Origin of the sequence: Streptomyces regalis (assembly GCF_001509475.1) — a bacterium.
In the GTDB taxonomy this organism is placed as follows: Bacteria; Actinomycetota; Actinomycetes; order Streptomycetales; family Streptomycetaceae; genus Streptomyces; species Streptomyces regalis.
The window spans coordinates 1-21,000 of record NZ_LLZG01000014.1 but is presented as its reverse complement, the minus strand read 5'-3'; the positions used below and the strand labels follow the sequence as shown (position 1 = coordinate 21,000).

The 21,000-nt window shown below is 71.0% G+C and carries 24 protein-coding genes and 1 pseudogene; 11 read left to right on the top strand and 14 right to left on the bottom strand.

Annotated features, from left to right (window positions below; translation table 11 throughout):
* Positions 1-68: 68 nt before the first annotated feature.
* The 3 genes from ADL12_RS04180 to ADL12_RS04170 all read right to left on the bottom strand — a co-directional run bounded on the left by ADL12_RS04180 (position 69) and on the right by ADL12_RS04170 (position 2,232).
* Positions 69-857: an electron transfer flavoprotein subunit beta/FixA family protein gene (locus ADL12_RS04180; RefSeq protein ID WP_062698589.1), complete on the bottom strand. Its 789-nt coding sequence runs from the start codon at positions 855-857 to the stop codon at positions 69-71.
* A gap of 242 nt (positions 858-1,099) precedes the next feature.
* The gene (locus ADL12_RS04175) at positions 1,100-1,609 is read right to left on the bottom strand and encodes a flavin reductase family protein (RefSeq protein ID WP_062698588.1); all 510 of its coding nucleotides are present in this window, start codon (positions 1,607-1,609) and stop codon (positions 1,100-1,102) included.
* Between the two features lie 209 nt (positions 1,610-1,818).
* Complete coding sequence (locus ADL12_RS04170; RefSeq protein WP_062698587.1) at positions 1,819-2,232, bottom strand: TlpA family protein disulfide reductase; 414 nt, start codon at positions 2,230-2,232, stop codon at positions 1,819-1,821.
* A 77-nt stretch (positions 2,233-2,309) separates the two neighbouring features.
* On the opposite strand from ADL12_RS04170, the gene ADL12_RS04165 reads away from it, so the two are divergent.
* Together ADL12_RS04165 and ADL12_RS04160 are read left to right on the top strand one after the other, a co-directional pair.
* Positions 2,310-2,726: a DUF4395 domain-containing protein gene (locus tag ADL12_RS04165; protein ID WP_062698586.1), complete on the top strand. Its 417-nt coding sequence runs from the start codon at positions 2,310-2,312 to the stop codon at positions 2,724-2,726.
* A 187-nt stretch (positions 2,727-2,913) separates the two neighbouring features.
* Positions 2,914-3,642 carry a lysophospholipid acyltransferase family protein gene (locus tag ADL12_RS04160; protein ID WP_062698584.1) on the top strand — a complete coding sequence of 243 codons (729 nt, stop codon included), beginning with the start codon at positions 2,914-2,916 and terminating at the stop codon, positions 3,640-3,642.
* 45 nt (positions 3,643-3,687) lie between these two features.
* Here the strand turns inward: ADL12_RS04160 and ADL12_RS04155 are convergent, their stop codons facing one another.
* Positions 3,688-4,578 (bottom strand): SDR family oxidoreductase, encoded by an 891-nt coding sequence (locus tag ADL12_RS04155; RefSeq protein WP_062698582.1) that lies wholly within the window; start codon positions 4,576-4,578, stop codon positions 3,688-3,690.
* Between the two features lie 168 nt (positions 4,579-4,746).
* Between ADL12_RS04155 and ADL12_RS04150 the strand changes: the two genes are divergently transcribed.
* Positions 4,747-5,682, top strand: a complete 936-nt coding sequence (locus tag ADL12_RS04150; RefSeq protein ID WP_062698578.1) for a LysR family transcriptional regulator — start codon at positions 4,747-4,749, stop codon at positions 5,680-5,682.
* On the opposite strand, the gene ADL12_RS04145 is transcribed toward ADL12_RS04150, so the two are convergent.
* The 5 genes from ADL12_RS04145 to ADL12_RS04125 all read right to left on the bottom strand — a co-directional run bounded on the left by ADL12_RS04145 (position 5,657) and on the right by ADL12_RS04125 (position 10,261).
* The gene (locus tag ADL12_RS04145; protein WP_062698573.1) at positions 5,657-6,352 is read right to left on the bottom strand and encodes a B3/B4 domain-containing protein; all 696 of its coding nucleotides are present in this window, start codon (positions 6,350-6,352) and stop codon (positions 5,657-5,659) included. The genes ADL12_RS04150 and ADL12_RS04145 overlap by 26 nt on opposite strands.
* Before the next feature lie 8 nt (positions 6,353-6,360).
* Complete coding sequence (locus tag ADL12_RS04140) at positions 6,361-6,933, bottom strand: transglutaminase domain-containing protein (protein ID WP_062698571.1); 573 nt, start codon at positions 6,931-6,933, stop codon at positions 6,361-6,363.
* A gap of 78 nt (positions 6,934-7,011) precedes the next feature.
* Complete coding sequence (locus tag ADL12_RS04135) at positions 7,012-8,082, bottom strand: threonine aldolase family protein (protein ID WP_062698569.1); 1,071 nt, start codon at positions 8,080-8,082, stop codon at positions 7,012-7,014.
* Positions 8,079-8,867 carry an SDR family oxidoreductase gene (locus tag ADL12_RS04130; RefSeq protein WP_062698567.1) on the bottom strand — a complete coding sequence of 263 codons (789 nt, stop codon included), beginning with the start codon at positions 8,865-8,867 and terminating at the stop codon, positions 8,079-8,081. Before ADL12_RS04130 ends, ADL12_RS04135 begins: the two co-directional genes overlap by 4 nt.
* Positions 8,864-10,261: a DUF6421 family protein gene (locus tag ADL12_RS04125; RefSeq protein WP_062698565.1), complete on the bottom strand. Its 1,398-nt coding sequence runs from the start codon at positions 10,259-10,261 to the stop codon at positions 8,864-8,866. The genes ADL12_RS04130 and ADL12_RS04125 overlap by 4 nt, the downstream gene beginning before the upstream one ends.
* 400 nt (positions 10,262-10,661) lie before the next feature.
* Here ADL12_RS04125 and ADL12_RS04120 point away from each other — a divergent pair, with 400 nt between their 5' ends.
* Positions 10,662-11,345, top strand: coding sequence for a glycerophosphodiester phosphodiesterase (locus tag ADL12_RS04120; protein ID WP_062698563.1), 684 nt, complete (start codon positions 10,662-10,664; stop codon positions 11,343-11,345).
* A gap of 15 nt (positions 11,346-11,360) precedes the next feature.
* Here ADL12_RS04120 and ADL12_RS04115 read toward each other — a convergent pair whose 3' ends face one another.
* Positions 11,361-11,912: a GNAT family N-acetyltransferase gene (locus ADL12_RS04115; protein WP_062698560.1), complete on the bottom strand. Its 552-nt coding sequence runs from the start codon at positions 11,910-11,912 to the stop codon at positions 11,361-11,363.
* Between the two features lie 70 nt (positions 11,913-11,982).
* Here ADL12_RS04115 and ADL12_RS04110 point away from each other — a divergent pair, with 70 nt between their 5' ends.
* Positions 11,983-12,375, top strand: a complete 393-nt coding sequence (locus ADL12_RS04110; protein ID WP_062698557.1) for a VOC family protein — start codon at positions 11,983-11,985, stop codon at positions 12,373-12,375.
* 1 nt (position 12,376) lies between these two features.
* On the opposite strand, the gene ADL12_RS04105 is transcribed toward ADL12_RS04110, so the two are convergent.
* Complete coding sequence (locus tag ADL12_RS04105; protein ID WP_062698555.1) at positions 12,377-13,291, bottom strand: GNAT family N-acetyltransferase; 915 nt, start codon at positions 13,289-13,291, stop codon at positions 12,377-12,379.
* Positions 13,292-13,537: 246 nt separating this feature from the next.
* On the opposite strand from ADL12_RS04105, the gene ADL12_RS04100 reads away from it, so the two are divergent.
* Positions 13,538-14,302 (top strand): VOC family protein, encoded by a 765-nt coding sequence (locus ADL12_RS04100; protein WP_062698553.1) that lies wholly within the window; start codon positions 13,538-13,540, stop codon positions 14,300-14,302.
* 16 nt (positions 14,303-14,318) lie between these two features.
* On the opposite strand, the gene ADL12_RS04095 is transcribed toward ADL12_RS04100, so the two are convergent.
* Both ADL12_RS04095 and ADL12_RS04090 read right to left on the bottom strand, forming a co-directional pair.
* Positions 14,319-14,855, bottom strand: a complete 537-nt coding sequence (locus tag ADL12_RS04095; protein ID WP_062698551.1) for a MarR family winged helix-turn-helix transcriptional regulator — start codon at positions 14,853-14,855, stop codon at positions 14,319-14,321.
* A pseudogene (locus ADL12_RS04090) lies at positions 14,852-15,511 on the bottom strand (FUSC family protein); the annotation flags it as partial. The gene ADL12_RS04095 and the pseudogene ADL12_RS04090, both read right to left, overlap by 4 nt.
* 140 nt (positions 15,512-15,651) lie before the next feature.
* On the opposite strand from ADL12_RS04090, the gene ADL12_RS04085 reads away from it, so the two are divergent.
* The 4 genes from ADL12_RS04085 to ADL12_RS04070 all read left to right on the top strand — a co-directional run bounded on the left by ADL12_RS04085 (position 15,652) and on the right by ADL12_RS04070 (position 18,774).
* The gene (locus tag ADL12_RS04085; RefSeq protein WP_062698549.1) at positions 15,652-16,191 is read left to right on the top strand and encodes a DUF5134 domain-containing protein; all 540 of its coding nucleotides are present in this window, start codon (positions 15,652-15,654) and stop codon (positions 16,189-16,191) included.
* Between the two features lie 273 nt (positions 16,192-16,464).
* Positions 16,465-17,133, top strand: a complete 669-nt coding sequence (locus tag ADL12_RS04080; protein ID WP_062698547.1) for a phosphatase PAP2 family protein — start codon at positions 16,465-16,467, stop codon at positions 17,131-17,133.
* A gap of 65 nt (positions 17,134-17,198) precedes the next feature.
* Positions 17,199-17,930: an HAD family hydrolase gene (locus tag ADL12_RS04075; RefSeq protein ID WP_062698544.1), complete on the top strand. Its 732-nt coding sequence runs from the start codon at positions 17,199-17,201 to the stop codon at positions 17,928-17,930.
* 157 nt (positions 17,931-18,087) lie between these two features.
* Positions 18,088-18,774 (top strand): TetR/AcrR family transcriptional regulator, encoded by a 687-nt coding sequence (locus ADL12_RS04070; protein ID WP_062698542.1) that lies wholly within the window; start codon positions 18,088-18,090, stop codon positions 18,772-18,774.
* A 108-nt stretch (positions 18,775-18,882) separates the two neighbouring features.
* On the opposite strand, the gene ADL12_RS04065 is transcribed toward ADL12_RS04070, so the two are convergent.
* Positions 18,883-19,341, bottom strand: a complete 459-nt coding sequence (locus ADL12_RS04065; protein ID WP_062698539.1) for a DUF6214 family protein — start codon at positions 19,339-19,341, stop codon at positions 18,883-18,885.
* A 220-nt stretch (positions 19,342-19,561) separates the two neighbouring features.
* On the opposite strand from ADL12_RS04065, the gene ADL12_RS04060 reads away from it, so the two are divergent.
* Entirely contained in the window at positions 19,562-20,905 is a 1,344-nt protein-coding gene (locus ADL12_RS04060; protein ID WP_062698537.1) for an FAD-dependent oxidoreductase, read from the top strand.
* Positions 20,906-21,000 lie beyond the last annotated feature (95 nt).

Below are 21,000 nucleotides of genomic sequence, written 5' to 3'. Positions count from 1 at the left end.
TCTCCTGCGGAAATTGCGAAGTCTTAAGGGGCGGAAGGGGTGTTGAGCCTCAAGCGGGCCGGCGCCCCTTAGATGAACTTCTGGCTCGCGAGGAACTCAGCGAGCTGCTTGCCGCCCTCGCCCTCGTCCTTGACGATCGTGCCGGCGGTACGGGCCGGGCGCTCGGCCGCGGCGTCGACGACGGTGTAGGCACCCCCGAGACCGACCTCCTCGGCCTCGATGTCCAGGTCGGACAGGTCCCAGGACTCCACCGGCTTCTTCTTGGCGGCCATGATGCCCTTGAAGGACGGGTAGCGCGCCTCACCCGACTGGTCGGTGACCGACACGACGGCCGGCAGCGACGCCTCGAGCTGCTCGGAGGCGGCGTCGCCGTCCCGGCGGCCCTTGACCGTGCCGTCCTCGACGGAGACCTCGGACAGCAGGGTGACCTGCGGGACGCCCAGGCGCTCGGCCAGCAGGGCGGGTACGACGCCCATGGTGCCGTCGGTGGAGGCCATGCCGGAGATGACCAGGTCGTAGCCGGCCTTCTCGATCGCCTTGGCCAGCACCAGCGAGGTGCCGAGGGCGTCGGTGCCGTGCAGGTCGTCGTCCTCGACATGGATCGCCTTGTCGGCACCCATGGACAGCGCCTTGCGCAGCGCGTCCTTGGCGTCCTCGGGGCCCACCGTCAGAACGGTGATCTCCACGTCGTCGTCGGAGTTCTCGGAGATCTGCAGCGCCTGCTCGACCGCGTACTCGTCGAGCTCGGAGAGCAGACCGTCCACGTCGTCCCGGTCGACGGTCAGGTCATCGGCGAAGTGCCGGTCGCCAGTGGCGTCGGGCACGTACTTCACGGTGACAACGATCCTCAAGCTCACGCCGGCTCTCCTACTGCGTCGACATTTCTCTGCTGCCTACTTGCAGGCAGCATAGGCGCCCCAAGTGGCCGTTCCCGCTCGGGGCGACCCGCGCTCCGAGCGAAATATTACTCGTCAGTACACCCAGTTCGTTCCCGCTAAGCAAGCGCTTTGAACTGTGACCTTTGCAACGCAGCGTAATCGGAATTCGACGGCTTCGCAGAACAGGGGAAGGCCGGTTCGGTCACAAAGGTGCGGTGAGCTCAGTCACGCAGGCCGTTGAACCGGCCCTGGTGATACACGAGCGGACGCCCGGGGCCGGTGGGGTCGCCGAGGACGACCTCGGCCAGCACGATGCGGTGATCGCCCGCGGGCACGCGCCCCACGATCCGGCACACCATCCAGGCGAGGACGTCGTCGAGGACGGGGACGCCTTCGGGGCCCTCGCGCCAGGCCGTGGGCGGGCCGAAGCGGTCGGCGCCACTGCGGGCGAAGGTGGCCGCCAGCGGCTGCTGGTGCTCGCCGAGTATGTGGACGCCGACATGGTCCGTCGCGGCTATCGCCGGCCAGCTGGAGGCACCGGTGCCGATACCGAAGGAGAGCATCGGGGGCTCGGCGGAGACGGAGGTGAGGGAGGTGGCGGTGAAGCCGACCGGACCCGTCTCACCGCGAGCGGTGATCACTGCCACTCCGGCCGCATGGCGCCGGAAGACGGAGCGGAGCAGGTCGGGAGAGGCGAGCTGGGTGGTGCCGAGGCCGGACGTGGCCGTCATGGAGTTGTCCTTCTGCGAGGGGAGATGTGCGGACCCGTGGCCGTTCAACAGCTCGGACAGCGCGCGCTCGCGGTGCGGGCCAGGTCGACATGGGCCCGGCCGAAGAGAAGGAGTTCCTCAGGCATACGGTCAGGCTGACGATAGGTGGTGCGCACAGTCAAGTGGGTTCCGCGATGTGGGAGATGACTCACCCTCGCCATCACGGCCCCTCAGACCGCTTCGCCCAGCGCGGCGATGACGTCCGCCTTGCGCGGCTGACCGGTGGCACGCCGTACGACGGTGCCGTCGGCGTCGAGGACCAGCACGGTCGGCGTCTTGAGGATGTCGAGCCGGCGTACGAGGTCCAGCTTGTCCTCGGCGTCGATCTCGACGTGGGTCACGCCCGGGACCATGGCGGCCACCTCGCCGAGCACGCGCCGGGTGGCCCGGCAGGGCGCGCAGAAGGCGCTGGAAAACTGCACGAGGGTGGCGCGCTCGCCCAACTCCTCGCCCAACTCGGCCGCCCCGAGCCGCTTTCCGTCGTCCCGCCCGCGCACCCGCACTCTCCCGCTCAGCCGCCGATGCAGCACCCCGTAGGCGCTCGCCGCCGCCAGCACCGCCACGCACACCACGATTCCGGTCATCACCCTGCTCAAGCATTCACGAGACTGCAAAGATTCCCGACTCCCCGGAAGCCTTTCCCATGCGGAATGCTTGATTCATGGACATCGATGTGAGGGGGCCGCGCTTCGGGGCGGCCGTGACGAGCGTGGTGCTGGCGGTCGTTCTGGTCACCGGGAGCGCCTGGTTGCTGGCCTGGCAGACGCTGGCGTTCGCGCTGGGCGCCGCGGGCGGGGTGGGCCGTTCGCCGTACGGCTGGGTGTTCCGCAAGGCCGTACGTCCCCGGATCGGGCCGCCGACCGAGTTCGAGGCGCCGCAACCACCGCGGTTCGCGCAGGCGGTGGGGCTGGTCTTCGCCGGCATTGGGCTGGTCGGGTACACCCTCGGGCCGGACTGGCTGGGACTCGCCGCCACCGGGGCCGCGCTCGCGGCCGCCTTCCTGAACGCCGTCTTCGGGTACTGCCTGGGGTGCGAGATGTACCTGCTCGTACGGCGGGTGGCGGTGCGCGCGGAGTAAAGGCGGCTTCAAAATCCGAGGTGGACCACGGGTCGACGTGACGAGAATCTCGCCGTTCACAGGCACTGGGGCTTGGCCCTCGCGCGTTCTTGGGGCACGATCTGCGACATGCCGTAAACCTACGGCTGCGTAACTTTCACACTGGGAGCTTCCTTCCCAGGCACAGAAGGAAGGGTCCACCCCGTCCATGGCAGAGCTTGTCTACCGTCCCGTCGTCGGTTTCGCCCAGACGTTGTTCAAGGCGTGGGACCTCAAGATCGACTGCAAGGGGTCGGAGAACATTCCACGCTCGGGCGGCGCTGTGCTGGTGAGCAACCACATCAGCTACCTGGACTTCGTCTTCAACGGACTGGCGGCGCTCCCGCAGAAACGTCTCGTTCGCTTCATGGCGAAGGAGTCCGTCTTCCGGCACCGGATCTCCGGGCCGCTGATGCGCGGCATGAAGCACATCCCCGTGGACCGCAAGCAGGGTGAGGCGGCGTACGCGCACGCCTTGGACTCGTTGAAGTCCGGCGAGATCGTCGGGGTCTTCCCGGAGGCCACGATCTCGCAGTCGTTCACCCTGAAGAGCTTCAAGTCGGGCGCCGCGCGGCTGGCCCAGGAAGCCGGCGTCCCGCTGATCCCGATGGCCGTGTGGGGCACCCAGCGGCTGTGGACCAAGGGTCACCCGCGCAACTTCAAGCGCAGCCACATCCCGATCACCATCCGGGTCGGCGAGGCGATCGAGGCCTCCAAGGACAAGTACGCGGGCGCCATCACCCGCCAGCTGCGCGAGCGCGTCCAGGAACTCCTGGAGGCCGCCCAGCGCGCCTACCCGGTGCGCCCGAAGGACGCCACCGACACCTGGTGGATGCCGGCCCACCTCGGCGGCACGGCACCGACTCCGGAGCAGGTGCGCGAGGCCGACGCGCGCTGAGCGCGGGTAACCGCCGGCGTCGGCCGAACGCCCGTACTGCCGACGTCAGTTGAAGTAGTGGCCTGCTTCGAGGTCCGCCAGGAGCCCCTTCTGCGTCGGCTGCCAGCCCAGTAGCTCGCGGGTGAGGGCACTGGAGGCCGGGCCGTCCGCCGCGAAGATGGTGCCGAGCCAGCCGAAGTGGTCCGCCGCCTCCTCCCGCGGGATGGAGGTCACCGGCAGATCAAGGTGGCGGCCGATGACCTCGGCGATGTCACGCACCGGGACGCCCTCCTCGTCGACGCCGTGCAGCCTGGTGCCCGCGGGCGCCGCCTCCAGGGCCAGCCGGTAGAGGCGGGCGGCATCGACGCGGTGCACGGCCGGCCAGCGGTTGGCGCCGTCACCGGGGTAGGCGGAGACGCCCTTCTCGCGGGCGATCTCGATCAGACGCGGGACGAAGCCAATGCGGTCGCCCTCGCCGTGCACCTGCGGCAGGCGCAGCACCGAGGCGCGTACCCCCCGCTCGACGAACGCCAATGCGGCCTGCTCCGACATACGGGGCAGGGCATGCGTCCCGGGGTCGACCACGTCCTCCTCCGTGGCGGGGCGGCCCGACGCGAGGAACATGGAACCGCCGGTGACGACGAGAGGACGGTCGCTGCCCGCGAGCGCCTCGCCCATCGCCTCGATGGCGCGCCGGTCGGCCTGTGCGGCGGCCGGGTAGTCGGAGAAGTCGTGGATGAACGCCAGATGGGCGACGCCGTCCACCGCGGCCGCCGCCTCCCGCAGGCCGGCGAGGTCGTCGAGGTCGCCCCGGTGCACCTCGGCGCCGGCCTCCTTCAGCGCCATGGCGGAACGGTCCGAGCGGGCGAGGCCGAGGACCTGGTGACCCGCGTCCATTAGGTCGCGGACGAGGGCGGAACCGATGAATCCGGTCGCTCCGGTGACGAAGACACGCACAGCGGTGCACTCCTTCAGCAGGGAAAGTCGTACGGCCGCGGAGGTTCCGAGCCGGTGACTCCACCCTGCGGGCATCGGGCATGGCGGGTCCAAGTCCTGTTTCGCAAGGAGCAATACGTTTCAGGCATCACCCCAGCCCAAGGGGGTGACGGGGCGTACGTTGGAGGCATGACCCAGTCGCCGCAGCCCGCGCCGGACCTGGACCTGCGCCTCGTGCGCTACTTCACGGTCGTCGCCGAGCACGGTCACTTCGGCCGCGCCGCCGAGGCATTGCGCGTCGCCCAGCCGTCGCTGAGCCGGCAGATCCGGCGGCTGGAGCAGGAGCTCGGCGCCCGTCTGCTCGACCGCACCCCGCGCGGCACCCGGCTCACCGAGGCCGGGGAGGTCTTCCTGCGCCGCGCGCGGGCGCTGCTGCGCTCGGCGGCCGAGGCCGCCGCGCACACCCGGGCCGCGGCCCGGCCCAGCAGGTTCACGGTCGGCTACACCACTACCCTCATCGTCACCCCGGCCGTACGGGCCCTGCGCCGCCGCCGTCCCGACGCCGAGGTGCACGCCGTACATCTGCCCTGGGACGAGGCACCTGCGGCCCTGCTCGACCACCGGGTGGACGCGGTGGTGACCCGGCTGCCCCTTCCGACCGACGGGCTGGAGGTGACGGTCCTCTACGACGAGCCGCGGGTGCTGATGGTGCCGCTGGACCATCGCCTGGCCGGCAAGGAGTCGGTGACGCTGGACGACATCGCCGGGGAGCCCACGCCCCAGGTGCGGGACAACCCTGTGTGGAACGCATACTGGCGCATCGATCCACGGCCCGACGGGCGGCCGGCTCCGGACGGTCCGCTGGTGGACGCCATGGAGGACAAGTACGAGCTGATCGCCGACGGTCAGGCCGTGGCGATCGTCCCGGCCACTCCGCGTGTGCACACCCTCCGCCCCGACCTCACCACGATCCCCCTCGACGGCGTCGACCCGAGCCATGTGGTACTGGCGACGCGCGCCGGGGACCGCAGTCGGCTGGTGGCGGAGTTCCGCAAGTGCGCCCGGGACACGCTCGGGCGGCCGACCGTCACACCGGCCGTCACGACGCCGGCGAACGCACCGTGATCCGAGCCCCGGGGCTGAACTTCTCGAGCAGCTCGGCAAGTTCGGCCGCCGCGGCCTCGACCTCGGCGACCGGCATCGGGGCCATGCTCTCCAGCAGGAAGATGCCTGAGGTGGTCGCCTCGGTGAGTCGGGTGCGCGGCCCCTGGCGCCAGTTCCAGCGTCGGCAGGTCACGCCCGCGTCGTCGCGCCAGACCACCTCGCCGGCGTCGGGGTGCTCCACGACCTCCTCACCGCCGGCCACGGTCACGAAGTCCTCGTGCCCGGTGGCGCGCACCAGCCGCATCCCGCCCTTGATGCGGTCGATGTCCTCGCCGCCGACGGGGATGAGATGGGCGACGCTGATGGCGTTGTAGACGTCGACGAGGACGTTGATGCGCGGCAGCCCGGCCTCCGACAGAGCCCGCTTGGCCAGCGCCTCCGCCGAGTTGCGGGTGCGCGACGGCTTGGAGCCGAACGCCGTGTAGATCTCCCGCCAGGCCGCGAGGTGCGGGTCCTCGTGCGGGGCGCGCCCGTCCAGGCGTACGCCGAGCCGGTGGGCCGCGTCATCGAGGAGGGCCGAACTGGCGTCGGTGCTCGGGCCGTTGACCAGCCCGTGCGCCTCGACGGCGAGGTGCGTGAAGCCGGGCGCGAGGGTGCGCACCTCGTCGGACACGGTCAGGGAGAGGGTCATCGCCTGCCTCAGAGTGCGGTGGGGAGCGTCTTCCACAGGTACGGCCGGTCGGGGGCGGCCTTGAGGGCGCTGAGGACGGCCGGGTGCGGTTCAGCATACAGGACCGGATAGTCCAGCTCATTGGACTCCGGGTCGGGCGTGAAGGCGAGCCGCTCGCCGTCGAGCGAGAACTGGGCGTCCACCCCCGGTTTGTTGCCCCGCGGATCCTGCCGATGCCAGGCGCCGTTGAACCGCACCGCGACCAGACCGTGCACCACGTCGAACTTCTGGTAGCACAGCGCGGTCGGGATGTCCTCGGCGCGCAGCAGTGCGGCGAGCGCATGGGCCTTGGCATAGCAGATGCCCGTTCCCTGCTCCAGCACGTCGGAGGCGCGCCAGGTGACGCGGAGGTCGCCGGAGTCCTGTGAGTGCGGGATGGTGTCGCGCACGAACTCGAAGGCCAGTCGCGCATAGGAATACGAGTCCCACGCCTTCTCGGCGAGTCGCGCGGCCGTCTTCCGCACCAGCGGGTGGCCATGATCGATGACCTCGTCGGCGGCCAAATAGGCGGACAGGTCGGGGGTTTCCTGGATCAGCTCCATGTCCGCAGAGCATAGGAATACGATCACCCGCGAGTCAATGACTTTTCGAGTGACCGTATATCTATGCAAGACGGCGAGTCAGCGTGCCATCTCCTCCTTCAGCGCCGCCACGAACGCGTCCACGTCCTCCTCGGTCGTGTCGAAGGCGCACATCCAGCGCACGACGCCCGCCGCCTCGTCCCAGAAGTAGAACCGGAACCGCTTCTGCAAACGCTCGCTCACGTCGTGCGGGAGCTTGGCGAAGACGCCGTTGACCTGCACGGGGTAGAGGATCTCGACGCCGTGCACGGCGCGGACGCCCTCGGCCAGGCGCTGGGCCATCCCGTTGGCGTGGCGGGCGTTGCGCAGCCACAGGTCCTTGGCGAGCAGGGCCTCCAACTGCACCGACACGAAGCGCATCTTGGAGGCGAGCTGCATGGACAGCTTGCGCAGGTGCTTCATGTGGCTGACGGCGTCCTGGTTCAGGACGACGACCGCCTCGCCGAACAGCGCGCCGTTCTTGGTGCCGCCGAGGGAGAGGATGTCGACGCCGACCGCGTTGGTGAACGTCCGCATGGGGACGTTCAGGGAGGCGGCCGCGTTGGCTATCCGGGAGCCGTCCAGGTGCACCTTCATGCCGTGCGCGTGGGCGTGGTCGCAGATCGCGCGGATCTCGTCCGGCGTGTAGAGGGTGCCGAGTTCGGTGCTCTGGGTGATCGAGACGACCTGCGGCATCGCCCGGTGCTCGTCCTCCCAGCCGTACGCCTGCCGGTCGATCAACTCAGGAGTGAGCTTGCCGTCGGGTGTGGGCACGGTGAGCAGCTTCAGGCCGCCCATGCGCTCGGGGGCGCCGCCCTCGTCGACGTGGATGTGCGCGCTCTCGGCGCAGATCACCGCGCCCCAGCGGTCGGTGACCGCCTGGAGCGCGACGACGTTGGCGCCGGTGCCGTTGAACACCGGGAACGCCTCGGCGGTGGCACCGAAGTGGCTGCGGATGATCCGCTGCAGGTTCTCGGTGTAGTCGTCCTCGCCGTACGCGACCTGGTGCCCGCCGTTGGCCAGGGCCAGGGCGGCGAGCACCTCGGGGTGGGCGCCGGCGTAGTTGTCACTGGCAAAACCGCGGACGTCCGGGTCGTGATGACGGCGGGCGTCGGTCTTCGGAGGGTTCACGGCTTCTCGGTCAGCCACAGACGGTTTCCGTTCACTTCGGCGGCGGGCTTGTCCCAGACGCCGACGACGGCATCGGCCAGGTCCTTGACGTCCGTGAAGCCCGCGAACTTCGCGTGGGGTCGCTCGGCGCGCATCGCGTCGTGCACCAGCGCCTTCACCACCAGGATGGCAGCCGCGGACGTCGGCCCCTCGGGGCCCCCGGCCTTACGGAAGGCGTCGGCCAGCGCGAGCGTCCAGGCCTCGGCGGCGGCCTTGGCGGCGGCGTACGAGGCGTTGCCCGCGGTCGGCTTCGAGGCGCCGGCGGCGCTGATCAGCACATACCGGCCGCGGTCGCTGCGCTGGAGCCCCTCGAAGAAGGCCAGCGAGGTGTGCTGCACGGTGCGGATCAGCAGCAGCTCGAGGAAGTCCCAGTCGTCGAGGCTGGTCTTGACGAAGGTCTCGCTGCCGCGCCAGCCGCCGACGAGGTGGACCAGGCCGTCGACGCGGCCGAAGTCCTTCTCGATCCGGGTGGCCCAGTCTCGGGTCGCCTCGCGGTCGAGCAGGTCGACCGTGTCACCGACGACGGTGGCACCGCCGTGCGCATAGCTCGCCGCGTCCACGGCCTCGGCGAGCCGCTCCGGGTCGTTGTCCGAGCCGATGACGGTCGCGCCCGCCTCGGCCAGCCGCAGCAGCGCCGCCCGGCCGGCGGGTCCGCCCGCGCCGGCCACCGCGATCACCGCACCGCTGAGAGCTCCGTTCCCCGCCATTTTCTTCGCCTCCTGAGCAGTGGTGGTGCGGTCGCTCATGCGGCGACCCGCTCGGCGCTGTCCGCCGTGATGCCCTTGGTGGAGGCGATCACGTTCTTCAGCTTCTTGGACAGGGCCTCATAGAACATGCTCAGCGGAAACTCGTCCGGAAGCACGTCATCGACGAGTTTGCGCGGCGGCTGGGTCAGGTCCAGGGCGTCCGGGCCCTTGGCCCAGCGGGATCCCGGGTGCGGGGCGAGGTAGGTGGAGACGAGCTCGTAGCCGGCGAACCAGTGGACGAGCTTCGGGCGGTCGATGCCGTCGCGGTAGAGCTGCTCGATGTCGGCGCACAGCTGGTTGGTGACCTGCGGGGCGCGCTGCCAGTCGATGAACAGCTTGTTGTCGGTCCAGCGGACGACGTCGTGCTTGTGCAGGTAGGCGAAGAGAAGCTGGCCTCCGAGGCCGTCGTAGTTGCGTACGCGCTCACCGGTGACCGGGAAGCGGAACATACGGTCGAACAGCACCGCGTACTGCACGTCACGGGCCTGCGGGACGCCGTCCGCCTCCAGCTTCACGGCCTCCTTGAAGGCGGTGAGGTCGCAGCGCAGCTCTTCGAGGCCGTACATCCAGAACGGCTGGCGCTGCTTGATCATGAACGGGTCGAACGGCAGGTCGCCGTGGCTGTGGGTGCGGTCGTGGACCATGTCCCACAGCACGAAGGCCTCTTCGCAGCGCTTCTGGTCGTGGACCATCGCGGCGATGTCCTCGGGCAGCTCCAGGCCCAGGATGTCGACGGCGGCGTCGGTGACGCGGCGGAAGCGGGCGGCCTCGCGGTCGCAGAAGATGCCGCCCCAGCTGAACCGCTCGGGCGCCTCGCGCACGGCGATGGTCTCCGGGAAGAGGACCGCGGAGTTGGTGTCGTAGCCCGCCGTGAAGTCCTCGAACTTGATGCCGCAGAACAGCGGGTTGTCGTAGCGGGTGCGCTCCAGCTCGGCCAGCCAGTCCGGCCACACCATGCGCAGCACGACCGCCTCGAGGTTGCGGTCGGGGTTGCCGTTCTGCGTGTACATCGGGAAGACGACCAGGTGCTGCAGGCCGTCCGCGCGGTTCGCGGCGGGCTGGAAGGCCAGCAGCGAGTCGAGGAAGTCCGGCACCTCGAAGCCGCCCTCGGCCCAGCGGCTCAGGTCCTTCATCAGGGCCTGGTGATACGCGGCGTCGTGCGGCAGCAGCGCGGAGAGCTCCTCGACGGCGCCCACGACACGCCGTACAGCGGCCTCGGCGTCCGCGCACGCGGGCGCGCCCTCGGCCTCGAAGTCGATCGCCCCGTCCTTGGACTGCCATGGCCGGATCTGCTCCACGGCATCCTTGAGCACCGGCCACGCCGGGTGCTCCACCACCCTGGTCGCGGGAGGAACCTGTTCCCCCGAAGCCGTCTGCACAAGAATTTCCGTCATGTCCCATCCTCCACGGGAGAACCTCGCGTAAGGAGACCGTATACATACGAGGTTTCTCCCAGCAAGTAGAGCCTCAGGAAATCATCCTGCACAACCCCATGGTCACCGTAATTTTTCCCGTTTGCCACCGAGGCGGCGCATACTCCGGCCCTGCGTGGGCATACGGGGGTCCGGTCGGCGCAGGCCCGCGCCGGGCCGGTCAATCCCCGCGGGACTCGCCCACGCCAGGGTGACCGCCCGGAGGGGCGCGATCCAGGCACGCCATGTCCACCGCCGCAAACCCTGTGTACACGTGGGGTTCATCACGCGCCCGGGCCACTAGGCTGCGGCACTGCCGCGCGAACACTCCGCTCCGGTTTGCGCGCACGCCGAGCCGCCGTCGACGGAAGCGAGTGGAATCTTGAACTTCCTTACCATCGGTCACCGCGGAGTCATGGGTGTCGAACCCGAGAACACCCTCCGTTCCTTCGTCGCCGCCCAGCAGGCCGGCCTCGACGTCATCGAACTCGATCTCCACCTGAGCAAGGACGGCGCCCTCGTCGTCATGCACGACACCGACGTGGACCGCACGACCGACGGCACCGGCGCGATCGCCGACCAGACCCTCGCCGAGCTGCGCGCCCTGGACGCGGGCCGCGGCGAGCGCGTCCCGGTCTTCGAAGAGGTTCTGGACGCCGTGAAGTCGCCGCTCCAGGCCGAGATCAAGGACGTCGCGGCGGCACGGGCGCTCGCCGAGGTGATGACCGGCCGCGACCTCGTCTCCCGGGTCGAGGTGTCCTCGTTCCACGACGACGCGGTCGCCGAGATCGCCCGCCTGGTGCCGGGGGTACGGACCGCGCTGATCGCCAGCCGCTACGGCACCGACATCGTGGACCGCGCCGTCGCGGTCGGCGCCGCGACCGTCTGCCTCAACGTCCGCCGGCTCACCCTGGAGGTCGTGGAGCACGCCCGCAAGGCGGACCTCAGGATCATCGGCTGGGTGGTCAACACGCAGGACCACCTGCGTCTCGTACGGGCCCTGCAGCTGGACGGCGCGACCACCGACTACCCGGAGATCAAACGCACCGGCCGCTTCACGGCGTGACGAGCCGCATGAACGTCACGCCAGCTCCTTGACCAGCAGCTCGAACTGCAGGTCGGCGCGCTGCGGAATGCCGAAGCGCTCGTCGCCGTACGGGAACGGTGCCATCCGTCCCGTACGGCGGTAGCCGCGCCGCTCGTACCAGGCGATCAGGTCGTTCCGTACGGAGATCACCGTCATGTGCATCTCGGTCGCGCCCCAGGTCTCGCGGGCCTGTCGCTCCGCCTCAGTGATGATCACCTTGCCCAGGCCGGCGCCCTGGAGTGCGGGGCTGACCGCGAACATGCCGAAGTAGGCGTGGTCGCCGCGGTGTTCGAGCTGGCAGCAGGCGACGACCTGCCCCTCCTGCTCGACCGTCAGCAGTCGGCTGTCGGACGACTTGATGACCTCCAGCACGCCCTCCGGGTCGGTCCGCTGCCCTTCGAGGATGTCCGCCTCCGTCGTCCAGCCGGCCCTGCTGGCGTCCCCGCGGTAGGCGGACTCGATCAGCGCGACCAGCGTGTCGACGTCGGCGTCGGTGGCGTCGCGGAAGGTGAGTCCGGTGGCGGCGGGCGTCGCGGCGGTTTCCATGGCGGGCATCTCCACTCTCGGGCACGGCTCGGGCACGGCTGAGCGTAACGCGCGACTAGGCTCCGGCTGCATGGTGCACGTACTGAGCGGACGGACCCTCCTCCACCCCACCGACCCCGAGCGTTCCCGTGCCTTCTACGGCACGCAGCTGGGGCTCGCCGTCTACCGCGAGTTCGGCACGGGGCCGGAGCGCGGCACCGTCTACTTCCTCGGCGGTGGCTTCCTGGAGGTCTCCGGCCGCTCCGAGATCCCGCCGTCCCCGGCCGTCCGGCTGTGGCTGCAGGTCGAGGACGTGGCGGCGGCGCACGACGAGCTGCGGGGCAAGGGAGTCGAGATCGTGCGGCCGCCGGTGAAGGAGGCGTGGGGGCTGGTCGAGATGTGGATCGCGGACCCGGACGGGACGCGGATCGTGCTGGTGGAGGTGCCTGCGGATCATCCGCTGCGATACCGGCCGGGGGTCTGAGTCATTCCGGGCGGTGTTCCCAGCCGCGGTCGGTGCGGGTCAGTTCCCGGAAGCCGGCCGAGGTCAGGTGGTCGATCATCGTGCCGTCGGTCGCCGCCTCGTAGGCGAGCAGGCGGTCGACGCCGCACAGGCCCAGCCAGTCGGCGGCCTGCCCCAGAAGCCAGTGCTCCAGGCCCTCGCCGTACGCCGACGGGCCGATGTGCAGGTTGCCGATGTCGGCGAGGCCCTTGCCCCGGGCCTGGCGTTCGGGGCGGGACAGAGCCGTGTCGACCTCGATGAAACCGAGGGCATGGCCGTGGGCGTATGCCGTGAGGCGGGTGCCGCACTCCCCCAGCGTGCGGTCGACGGTGACGCCCGGCCTCGGCTCGCGGGGCGGCAGGTCGGCCACGCGCGCGATCAGGATCACCTCGGTGTCCCCGACATGCCGGAAGCCCGCGCGTTCGTAGAGGGCGCGGATATGCGGCCAGGTGCGGGGCAGGCCGTAGACGGCCGGGGCGGGGAGCTCGCCGCCGGCGTACCGGGCGCGGACGTTCCAGCGGGCCAGCTGGGCCAGGCAGGCGTGCATCAGCAGGTCCCCGGCCTCGTCGGAGTCCGGCCAGAAGGAGGCCTGCGGATGGCAGACGAACCAGTCGATCTCGCCGATGTCCTGGTACTGCGGGCCGACCTCGTCGTCCGACCGATAGCGCAGCAGATGGGCGGCGGCCACGACGTAGTTGCGCTGCTCGGCGACGAGGGTCACGCGCTCGCTCACCCAGGGGTCGGTGATGAACTCGTCCGGCTGCCGCTCCAGCGCGCTGAGCACCGTGTTCACGGACACGGAGGCGCCGGGGACGACGGCGGCGACGTGCAGGTTGATCAGTTCGGTGAGCTGGTCACGGTCGGCGCGGCGGAAGGGGCGCACCTCGAGTGCGGGCATGCGGGACCTCCGGTCGGAGAACGGTGTCGGGAGGCCGCCATGCGGTGCGGTACGGGGTCGAGGGTACGGCGGTGGCGGCGCCCGGCTCCAGGCCCTGTCGTCAAATTCCCGTCGTCCGCCCGGAGGGCGGGCCGCGTCGCGCGGCAGGCGGGAATTTGACGACAGGGCCTAGTGGGTTTCGCCGGATGGCCGGGCCCTCGGGCGGGGCTTAGCGTGCTGGAGGGGCCTGTCTGCGGAAGGAACGCCATGAAGCTCGACAAGCCGGTGTCCGGCGGGCCCTGCTGGACCGAGCTCGGGACCAGCGACCTGGCCGCGGCGAAGCGGTTCTACGAGGGGTTGTTCGGCTGGCGCGCCGAGACCGATCCCCGCCAGGAAGCGGGCGGCTACACGATCGCGCACCTCGGGGACGCGCCGGTGGCCGCGCTGACGCCGCTGTACCAGGAGGGGCAGCCGGTGGCGTGGAACGTGTCGTTCGCCGTGCCGGACGCGGACGCCGCCGCCGCGCGGGTGTCGGAGGCCGGCGGCTCGGTGCTGGTCGGTCCGATGGACGTGTTCGACGTGGGCCGCTTCGCGGTGGCCGTGGACCCGACGGGTGCGGTCTTCCAGCTGTGGCAGGCGCGGGCCTTCCCGGGCGCGGGGCTGCTCAGCGCGCCCGGCTCGCTGGGCTGGGTGGAGCTGCTGACCAGGGCGCCCGAGCGGGCCGTGGAGTTCTACACGACGGTGTTCGGCTGGAGCGTCAACGCCTCGGAGCACTACACGCAGTGGGGCATCGACGGCGCCGACTTCGGCGGCATGGTGACGATGGACGACAAGTTCCCGCACGAGGTGCCGGCGCACTGGCTGCCGTACTTCGCCGTGCACGACGTGGACATGACGGCCGCGGACGCCACGGAGGCGGGCGGGACCGTCCTCATGGAGCCCACCTCCGTCCCCGAGGGACCGCGCATCGCCGTGCTGCGGGACCCGCAGGGGGCGATGTTCGGCGTGTACCGGGCGGCCGACGAGAAGTGACGGGCCCCGCTTCCGGTCACCCGCGCAGCGCCCCCAACCGCCCTTCCAGCTGGCCCAGCAACGCACCGAGCAGAACCGCCAGTTCACCCTGCCCTTGCGGGTCGAGACCGGACAGTACGGTCGTCTCGTACGCGAGTTGCTCGGGCAGGATGCCGTCGACGAGGTCCCGGCCCGCGTCCGTGAGGCGGACGTGGGCGACGCGGCGGTCGCGGGTGTCGCCGCGGCGCTCCACCAGGCCCCGCTCGGTCAGCTGCTTGAGTCGTTTGGTGACGGCGGCGCCCGAGGAGAAGGTTTCGCGGGCGAGTTCACTGGGGGTCAGCTCATGGCCCGTGCGGCGCAGCGCGCCGAGCAGGTCGAACTCGGGGCGGCTGAGGCCTGCCCGGCGCAGCGGGGCGTCCTCGGCCTGCTGGAGGAGGGCGGCGCAGCGGTTGATGCGGCCGATGATCTCCATGGGGGCGGTGTCGAGGTCGGGATGGACGGCCTGCCACTGCCGGACCACGGCGGCCACCGTGTCCCGTCTCGTCCCGGTCGGCCCGCCGTTGGTCGCCGTCATGGCCGTACGCCCTCCGTCGTGTCGCCTGTGCGCTGGTCCGGGTGCGGGTTCTGGCTCCGCCCCGTCGCCGCGAGCGTACGGGGTCCGGTCCGCTCGGTGCGCACGACCCGCTGCCACCGCCGGTCAGGTACGGCCACGGCGGCGACCAGGCCGACCAGCGCGCCGACCAGGGTGTCCACGACCCGCTCGGTGATCAGCCGCCCGGGCTCCTGGAACCCGGTGAACTCGGTGATGAGCAGCGCCATCGGGGTCACGCAGACGCTGCCCAGCCAGTAGTTGCGTCCGATCAGCGCCTCGGCCCCGAAGTTGAGCGCCAGGCAGCACAGGACGAGGGCGACCTCGCCGGTGTGGGCGAGGGGGACCAGCGCGGCGAACAGGAGGACCCCGAGCAGGTTGCCGACGACCCGCTGGACGCCCCGGCCCCAGGTGAGGGTGAGGTTGGCCTGGTAGAGGGATGCCGCGGTGACCAGGGCCCAGTAGGGGCGGCCGATGCCCAGGGCGAGGGAGACATAACCGGCGAGGGCACAGCCGAGGGCGGTGCGTACGGCGAGCGGGGCCAGGGGGCCGAGGAGGCGCCACAACGGCCGGGACAGCGGGGCGAGTTCGGTGCCGAGGGCCGCGAGGTCGTCGGCCTCCGGCACAGGTCGGTTGCCGCGAGTGTTTTACCCGTGAAAGATATGCGGTGACCTGCCGCGCTCCGCCGAATGCTCCCCGTGTACACCCTTGCGCTCGCGTGCGCGCCGGACGGCCCGGGCATCGACGGACTGACCGAGACCGTCGAGCGGGGAGGCCGCGCGTGCACGGACCGGCTTCGCACGGCTGGCTGCTGGTCGCGCTGTGTGCGGCGACCGGGGCCTACTGTCTGCTGCGGATGCGCAGCCGCGTCGAGGAGCAGCGCCGGGCCGCGGGCGGCGAGGCTCTGATGGGCTTCGGCATGGCCGCGATGGCGGTGCCCGCGGTGGTGTTCACGCCGCCGTCGTGGGCCTGGCCCGCTTACGCGGCCGTGTTCGGAGCGGCCGCCCTGCATGCCCTGTGGTCGGCGCGGGCGGGCGCCCACCACCTGCACCACCTGGTGGGAGCCTCGGCCATGGCCTACATGGCGGTCGCGATGGCCGCCTCACCCGGGCACCAGAGCGGACACGGCGGTTCCGGGGTCCCGCTCGTGACGGGCGCTCTGCTTCTGTACTTCATGGGGTACGTGCTGCTGTCCGGCGTCCGGCTGGTGCCCGTCGCGGCGGATGGCGGGGGTGTCGGATGGGGCGACCGGCCGGAGCTGGCGCGGGCCTGCCGACTGACGATGGGGATCGCCATGGTGGCGATGCTGCTGACCCTCTGAAACAGGGCGTACTTCTGTGCTGTGCGCTGCCGATGACGCTCGGTGTGGCGGCGCCGGCGTCGGCAGCGGCCGGTTCGGCCGGCGGGCCACCGCCCTCGCACTGGTCGAACTCAACGAGGACCGGGGCGTGTTCAACCCCTGCCCGACCCCGCTGTGCCGGTACTGGTCGCGCCGGGCAGCCGGAATGCCGCTGAGGGGCCGGGTCCTGTGGCGGGCGTCGCAAACCCACCCCCGCATTGGCCTCTGGCCCCATCAGTCGGCGAGGATCGCAGTATGCACACCCAGTCCGTCGAGTCCCCGCCCCGCCCTCCGGCCGAGCGCAGCACCGCCCGCTGGGCCGGCACCCTGGCCCTGTGCTCCGCGCTGCTGCTCGCTCTGGTCGCGGTCCGGTGGTATCCGCTGATGACCCTCGACGGCGACATCGCCGAGACCACACACCGCTGGGCGGTCGACGAGAGCGGCGTCACCCACACGTTCCGCATCCTGACGGACTGGGTCTGGGATCCGTGGACCATGCGCATCCTGTCCGCCGCGGTCGCGATCTGGTTGTGGCGCAGAGCCGCACGCTGGACGGCCGTATGGCTGGTCGCCACATGTGCGCTCGCCACACTGATCCAGCAGGTCCTGAAGGCCGTGGTCGACCGCTCACGCCCCGTCTGGCCCGATCCCGTCGACGCCGCCCACTACGCCGCATTCCCCTCCGGCCACGCCATGACGGCCACGGTCGTGTGCGGCCTCCTGCTCTGGCTTCTGCACCACTACGGAGCCGAACGCGCCCTGCGGCGTGCGGCCGCCGCCGTGGCCGTCATCTCCGTGGCCGGTGTCGGCCTGACCCGGGTGTGGCTCGGCGTCCACTGGGCCACGGACGTCGTGGGCGGCTGGCTGCTGGGCGCGTTGGTCGTGGTGCTGGCGGTGCGGATGCACGCCCTCCGGCAGAGCTGAACCGTACGTGTGCTGTTGCGGCGATCTTCCGGCGCGGCGGAACGTGGCCCCGTAGGATCCGCGCCATGACCGCAGTTCTGTTCGATTTCTCCGGAACTCTTTTCCGTGTCGAGTCCACCGAGTCCTGGCTGCGCGGAGCGCTCGCCGAGGCCCAAGTGGGGCTTGCCGAGGCCGAGTTGGTCGAGGCGGCGCAGGCACTGGAGGCGATGGGGGCGCTGCCGGGCGGGATCGAGCCCTCCTGGCTGCCCGAGGACGTCGCGAGCGTCTGGGGGGTGCGGGACAAGAGCGCGGAGCTGCACCGGGCCGCCTACACCGCGCTCTCCCGGCATGTGCCGCTCCCCGACGACCGGCTGCACGACATGCTCTACGACCGCCACATGACACCGGCCGCGTGGATGCCGTACCCGGATGCCACCGAGGTGCTGGGGACGCTGCGTGAGCGGGGCATCGGCGTCGGAGTGGTCAGCAACATCGGCTGGGACCTGCGGCCGGTGTTCCGGGAACACGGACTCGATCCCTACGTGGACGCGTATGTGCTGTCGTACGAGCACGGCATCCAGAAGCCCGACCCCCGGCTCTTCGCGGCCGCCTGCGCGGAACTCGACGCCGATCCGCGCGACGTCGTCATGGTGGGCGACAACCGGCGGGCCGACGGTGGTGCGGCGGCCCTGGGCTGTGCGGTGCACTTCGTAGACCATTTGCCGGCGGCACAGCGGCCGGACGGGTTGCGGCCGGTGCTGGATCTCGTGGGCGCCGTTCCACGGGCGAACGGTTCCGACCCGCGAGTGAACAAGTAGCCTCCGGCCGCCATCCGGACCCCGGGGGTCGGGCCCACCCTGGACGATCCCCCGCGTCGCCCAGGGCAGACGGCAACCCCCGACCAGGCCGTATCGAGGCCGGGCCGGACGTGCTGAGTATAGTTGGCTGGCAGCCAGTCAACACAGGAGTTACAGCATGTCCCCGCGCAGCGCCTCGGTCAATGAAGAGTTGCGGCGGCGTTCCCGTGAGCGGCTTCTGCAGGCGGCGGTGGAGATGGTCGGCGAGCGCGGCTACGAGGCCACGACGCTGGGCGACATCGCGGACAGAGCAGGCTCGGCGCGCGGCCTGGTGTCGTACTACTTCCCCGGCAAGCGCCAGTTGGTGCAGTCCGCCGTGCACCGGCTGATGCACCGCACGCTGGAGGAGGCGCTGGAGCGCGAGCCGCACAGCGACGACGGCCGGGAGCGGATGGCCCGGGCCATCGACGCGATCCTGGGCCTGGCCCGGGACCGGCCCGTGCTGATGCGCCAGCACATGGCGGGGATCCTGCAGGGCGAGGGCTTCGTGCAGTGCCCGGAGCAGCAGCGCCTGGCCGAGCTGCTGCGGGACACCTGCGTCCGGCACGGCTCACGGGACGTCGACGCCGACTACGCGATGCTGCGCGCACTGCTCATGGGCGCGGTCTACGCGGCAGTGGTGCCCGGGGCGCCGATGTCCGTGCCGGTGCTGCGGGCCGAGTTGTTCAAGCGCTACCGGCTGGAGTGGGAGATGGGGGTCCCGCCGGACTCGGGAGCCGTGCCCGGCGGGACGTGCGACACGGATCTGTCGCGGTTCTTCGCGACCGGGTCCGCACCCGGCTGCCCGGACGGTCGGCTGAAGTAGTCCGGCTGGGTCCGGACGAGGTCGTCGCTCAGCAGTCGACCGATATCACGCGGATGCGGGACATGCTCTGACGGACCCGGCCGGTACGGTCCGCCGCCGAGGCGGTGCTCAGCGGCGGGCTCGGCGCCGTGTCAGGAAGCCGGCGTCGCGCGCCTGACCGATCAGCCGGAGCGACTTCCGGCGCCCGTGCCCCGTCGCGCTCATCACCGCGAGGACGGGGTCGGTCCCCTCCTCCTGCGCCGCGCGATATTTCTGCGCGACGAGCCACTGACCCTCGACGCCCCCCGGCCAGACTGTCCGGTCCGGGCTCGGCCCGAGGTCCTCGCCGTCGGGTTCGGTCCCGATCCCGCACGCGTCGAAGAGCGGGGCCTCGATCCAGTCGGCGAGCGCCGTCAGGTCGTCGAGGGACAGCGCCGGCTCGGCCCGTACGTCCTCGATGGAGACACACCCCTCGCACACCACGGCGAGTGCGTCGACCCGGGCGCCGTCGCCGAACTCCAGCCGGACTCCGAACCACGCCGTGGCTCCGGCGTCGTCCCGCACTTCCCACGCGGGCCACACGGACACGGCACCGTCCGTCGCAGAGCGATCGGAAAGATTAAGAAAGGATGCTTCCAGCACACACGCAACGTAACCGCATGATCACATTCCATACCGAATGAACACGCTTCCCGGACGGCGCACAGCACCCTGTCAGCGGAGCGGCAGCGGTGCGATGCTGGACTCGAGAGCGACTCCGGAAGATCCCCGCAGATCCCCGCAGGCCCCTCGGACAAGGAGTTCCGCCGTGCTGCGTGTCGCCGTCGTCGGTTCCGGCCCGAGCGGGTGCTACACCGCGCAGGGCCTCGTACAGCAGGATCCGGACGTGCTCGTCGACGTCCTGGACCGGCTGCCGTGCCCGTACGGACTGGTGCGGTACGGGGTGGCGCCGGACCACGAGAAGATCAAGTCCCTCCAGAACAACCTGCGCACGGTCCTGGAGCACGAGCGGGTGCGCTTCCTCGGCGGCACCCAGGTCGGCCCCGGCGGGATGCCGGTCGAACGGCTGCGGGAGCTGTACCACGCAGTTGTGTACTGCGTGGGCGCCGCCACCGACCGACACCTCGGGATCCCCGGCGAGGACCTGCCGGGCAGCTGGTCGGCGACCGAGTTCGTGTCCTGGTACAGCGCCCATCCGGACGCCGTCGACGACGGGTTCGTCCTCGGTGCGCGCTCGGCGGTGGTCATCGGCGTCGGGAACGTCGCGGTGGACGTCACACGGATGCTGGCGCGGGGCACGGCCGAGCTGACCCCCACCGACATGCCGCAGGCGGCGCTCACCGCCCTCGCCGCGAGCCGGGTGAGAAACATCAGCATGGTGGGGCGGCGCGGCCCCTCGCAGGCCCGCTTCACCACCAAGGAGCTGCGGGAACTGGGCACCCTGCCCGACACGGAGGTGACCGTGGATCCGGCAGAGCTGGCGCTGGATCCGGCGTACGCCGACCCTTCCGGACTGCCCGCCCCGCAGCGCCGCAACGTAGAGGTGCTGCGCGGCTGGGCCGAAACTCCCGTGCAGGATGCCGGCCACCACATCGGGCTGCGCTTCTTCCTGCGCCCCGTCGAACTCCTCGCCGACGAGGGGCACGTGGGCGCGGTGCGCTTCGAGCGGACGGCGCCGGACGGACAGGGCGGCGTCACCGGCACGGGCCAGTACGAGGAGATCGAGGCGCAACTGGTGCTGCGTTCGGTGGGCTATCGCGGAGTACCGCTGGAGGGGCTGCCGTTCGACCCGGCGACCGGCACGGTGCCACACCTCGCCGGGCGCGTGCTGCGCGAGGCCGCGGTGGCGCCGGGCGAGTACGTGGCGGGCTGGATCAAGCGGGGCCCGACGGGCGTCATCGGCACGAACCGTCCGTGCGCGAAGGAGACGGTGACGTCACTGCTGGAGGACGCCTCCGCGCTCGTACGGAGGGAATTGGCCGAGGACCCGCTCACGGCACTGCGCGCCGAGGGGATCGAGCCGGTCGAGTGGGGAGGCTGGTGCGCCATCGAGCGGGCGGAGGCGGAGCTGGGTGCGTCGCTCGGGCGCGGGGTGGTCAAGCTCCCCGACTGGCAGTCCCTCATGACCGCCGCGCACGGCAACGCCGTCTAGTAGGACTCCGTTAGGTTGCTCTGGCTCTTGGGTTTGGGCTGGTGGCGGATGTTCTGGGCAGGGGGCGGTGGCAGGTGGTGCAGGTGCCGGTCCAG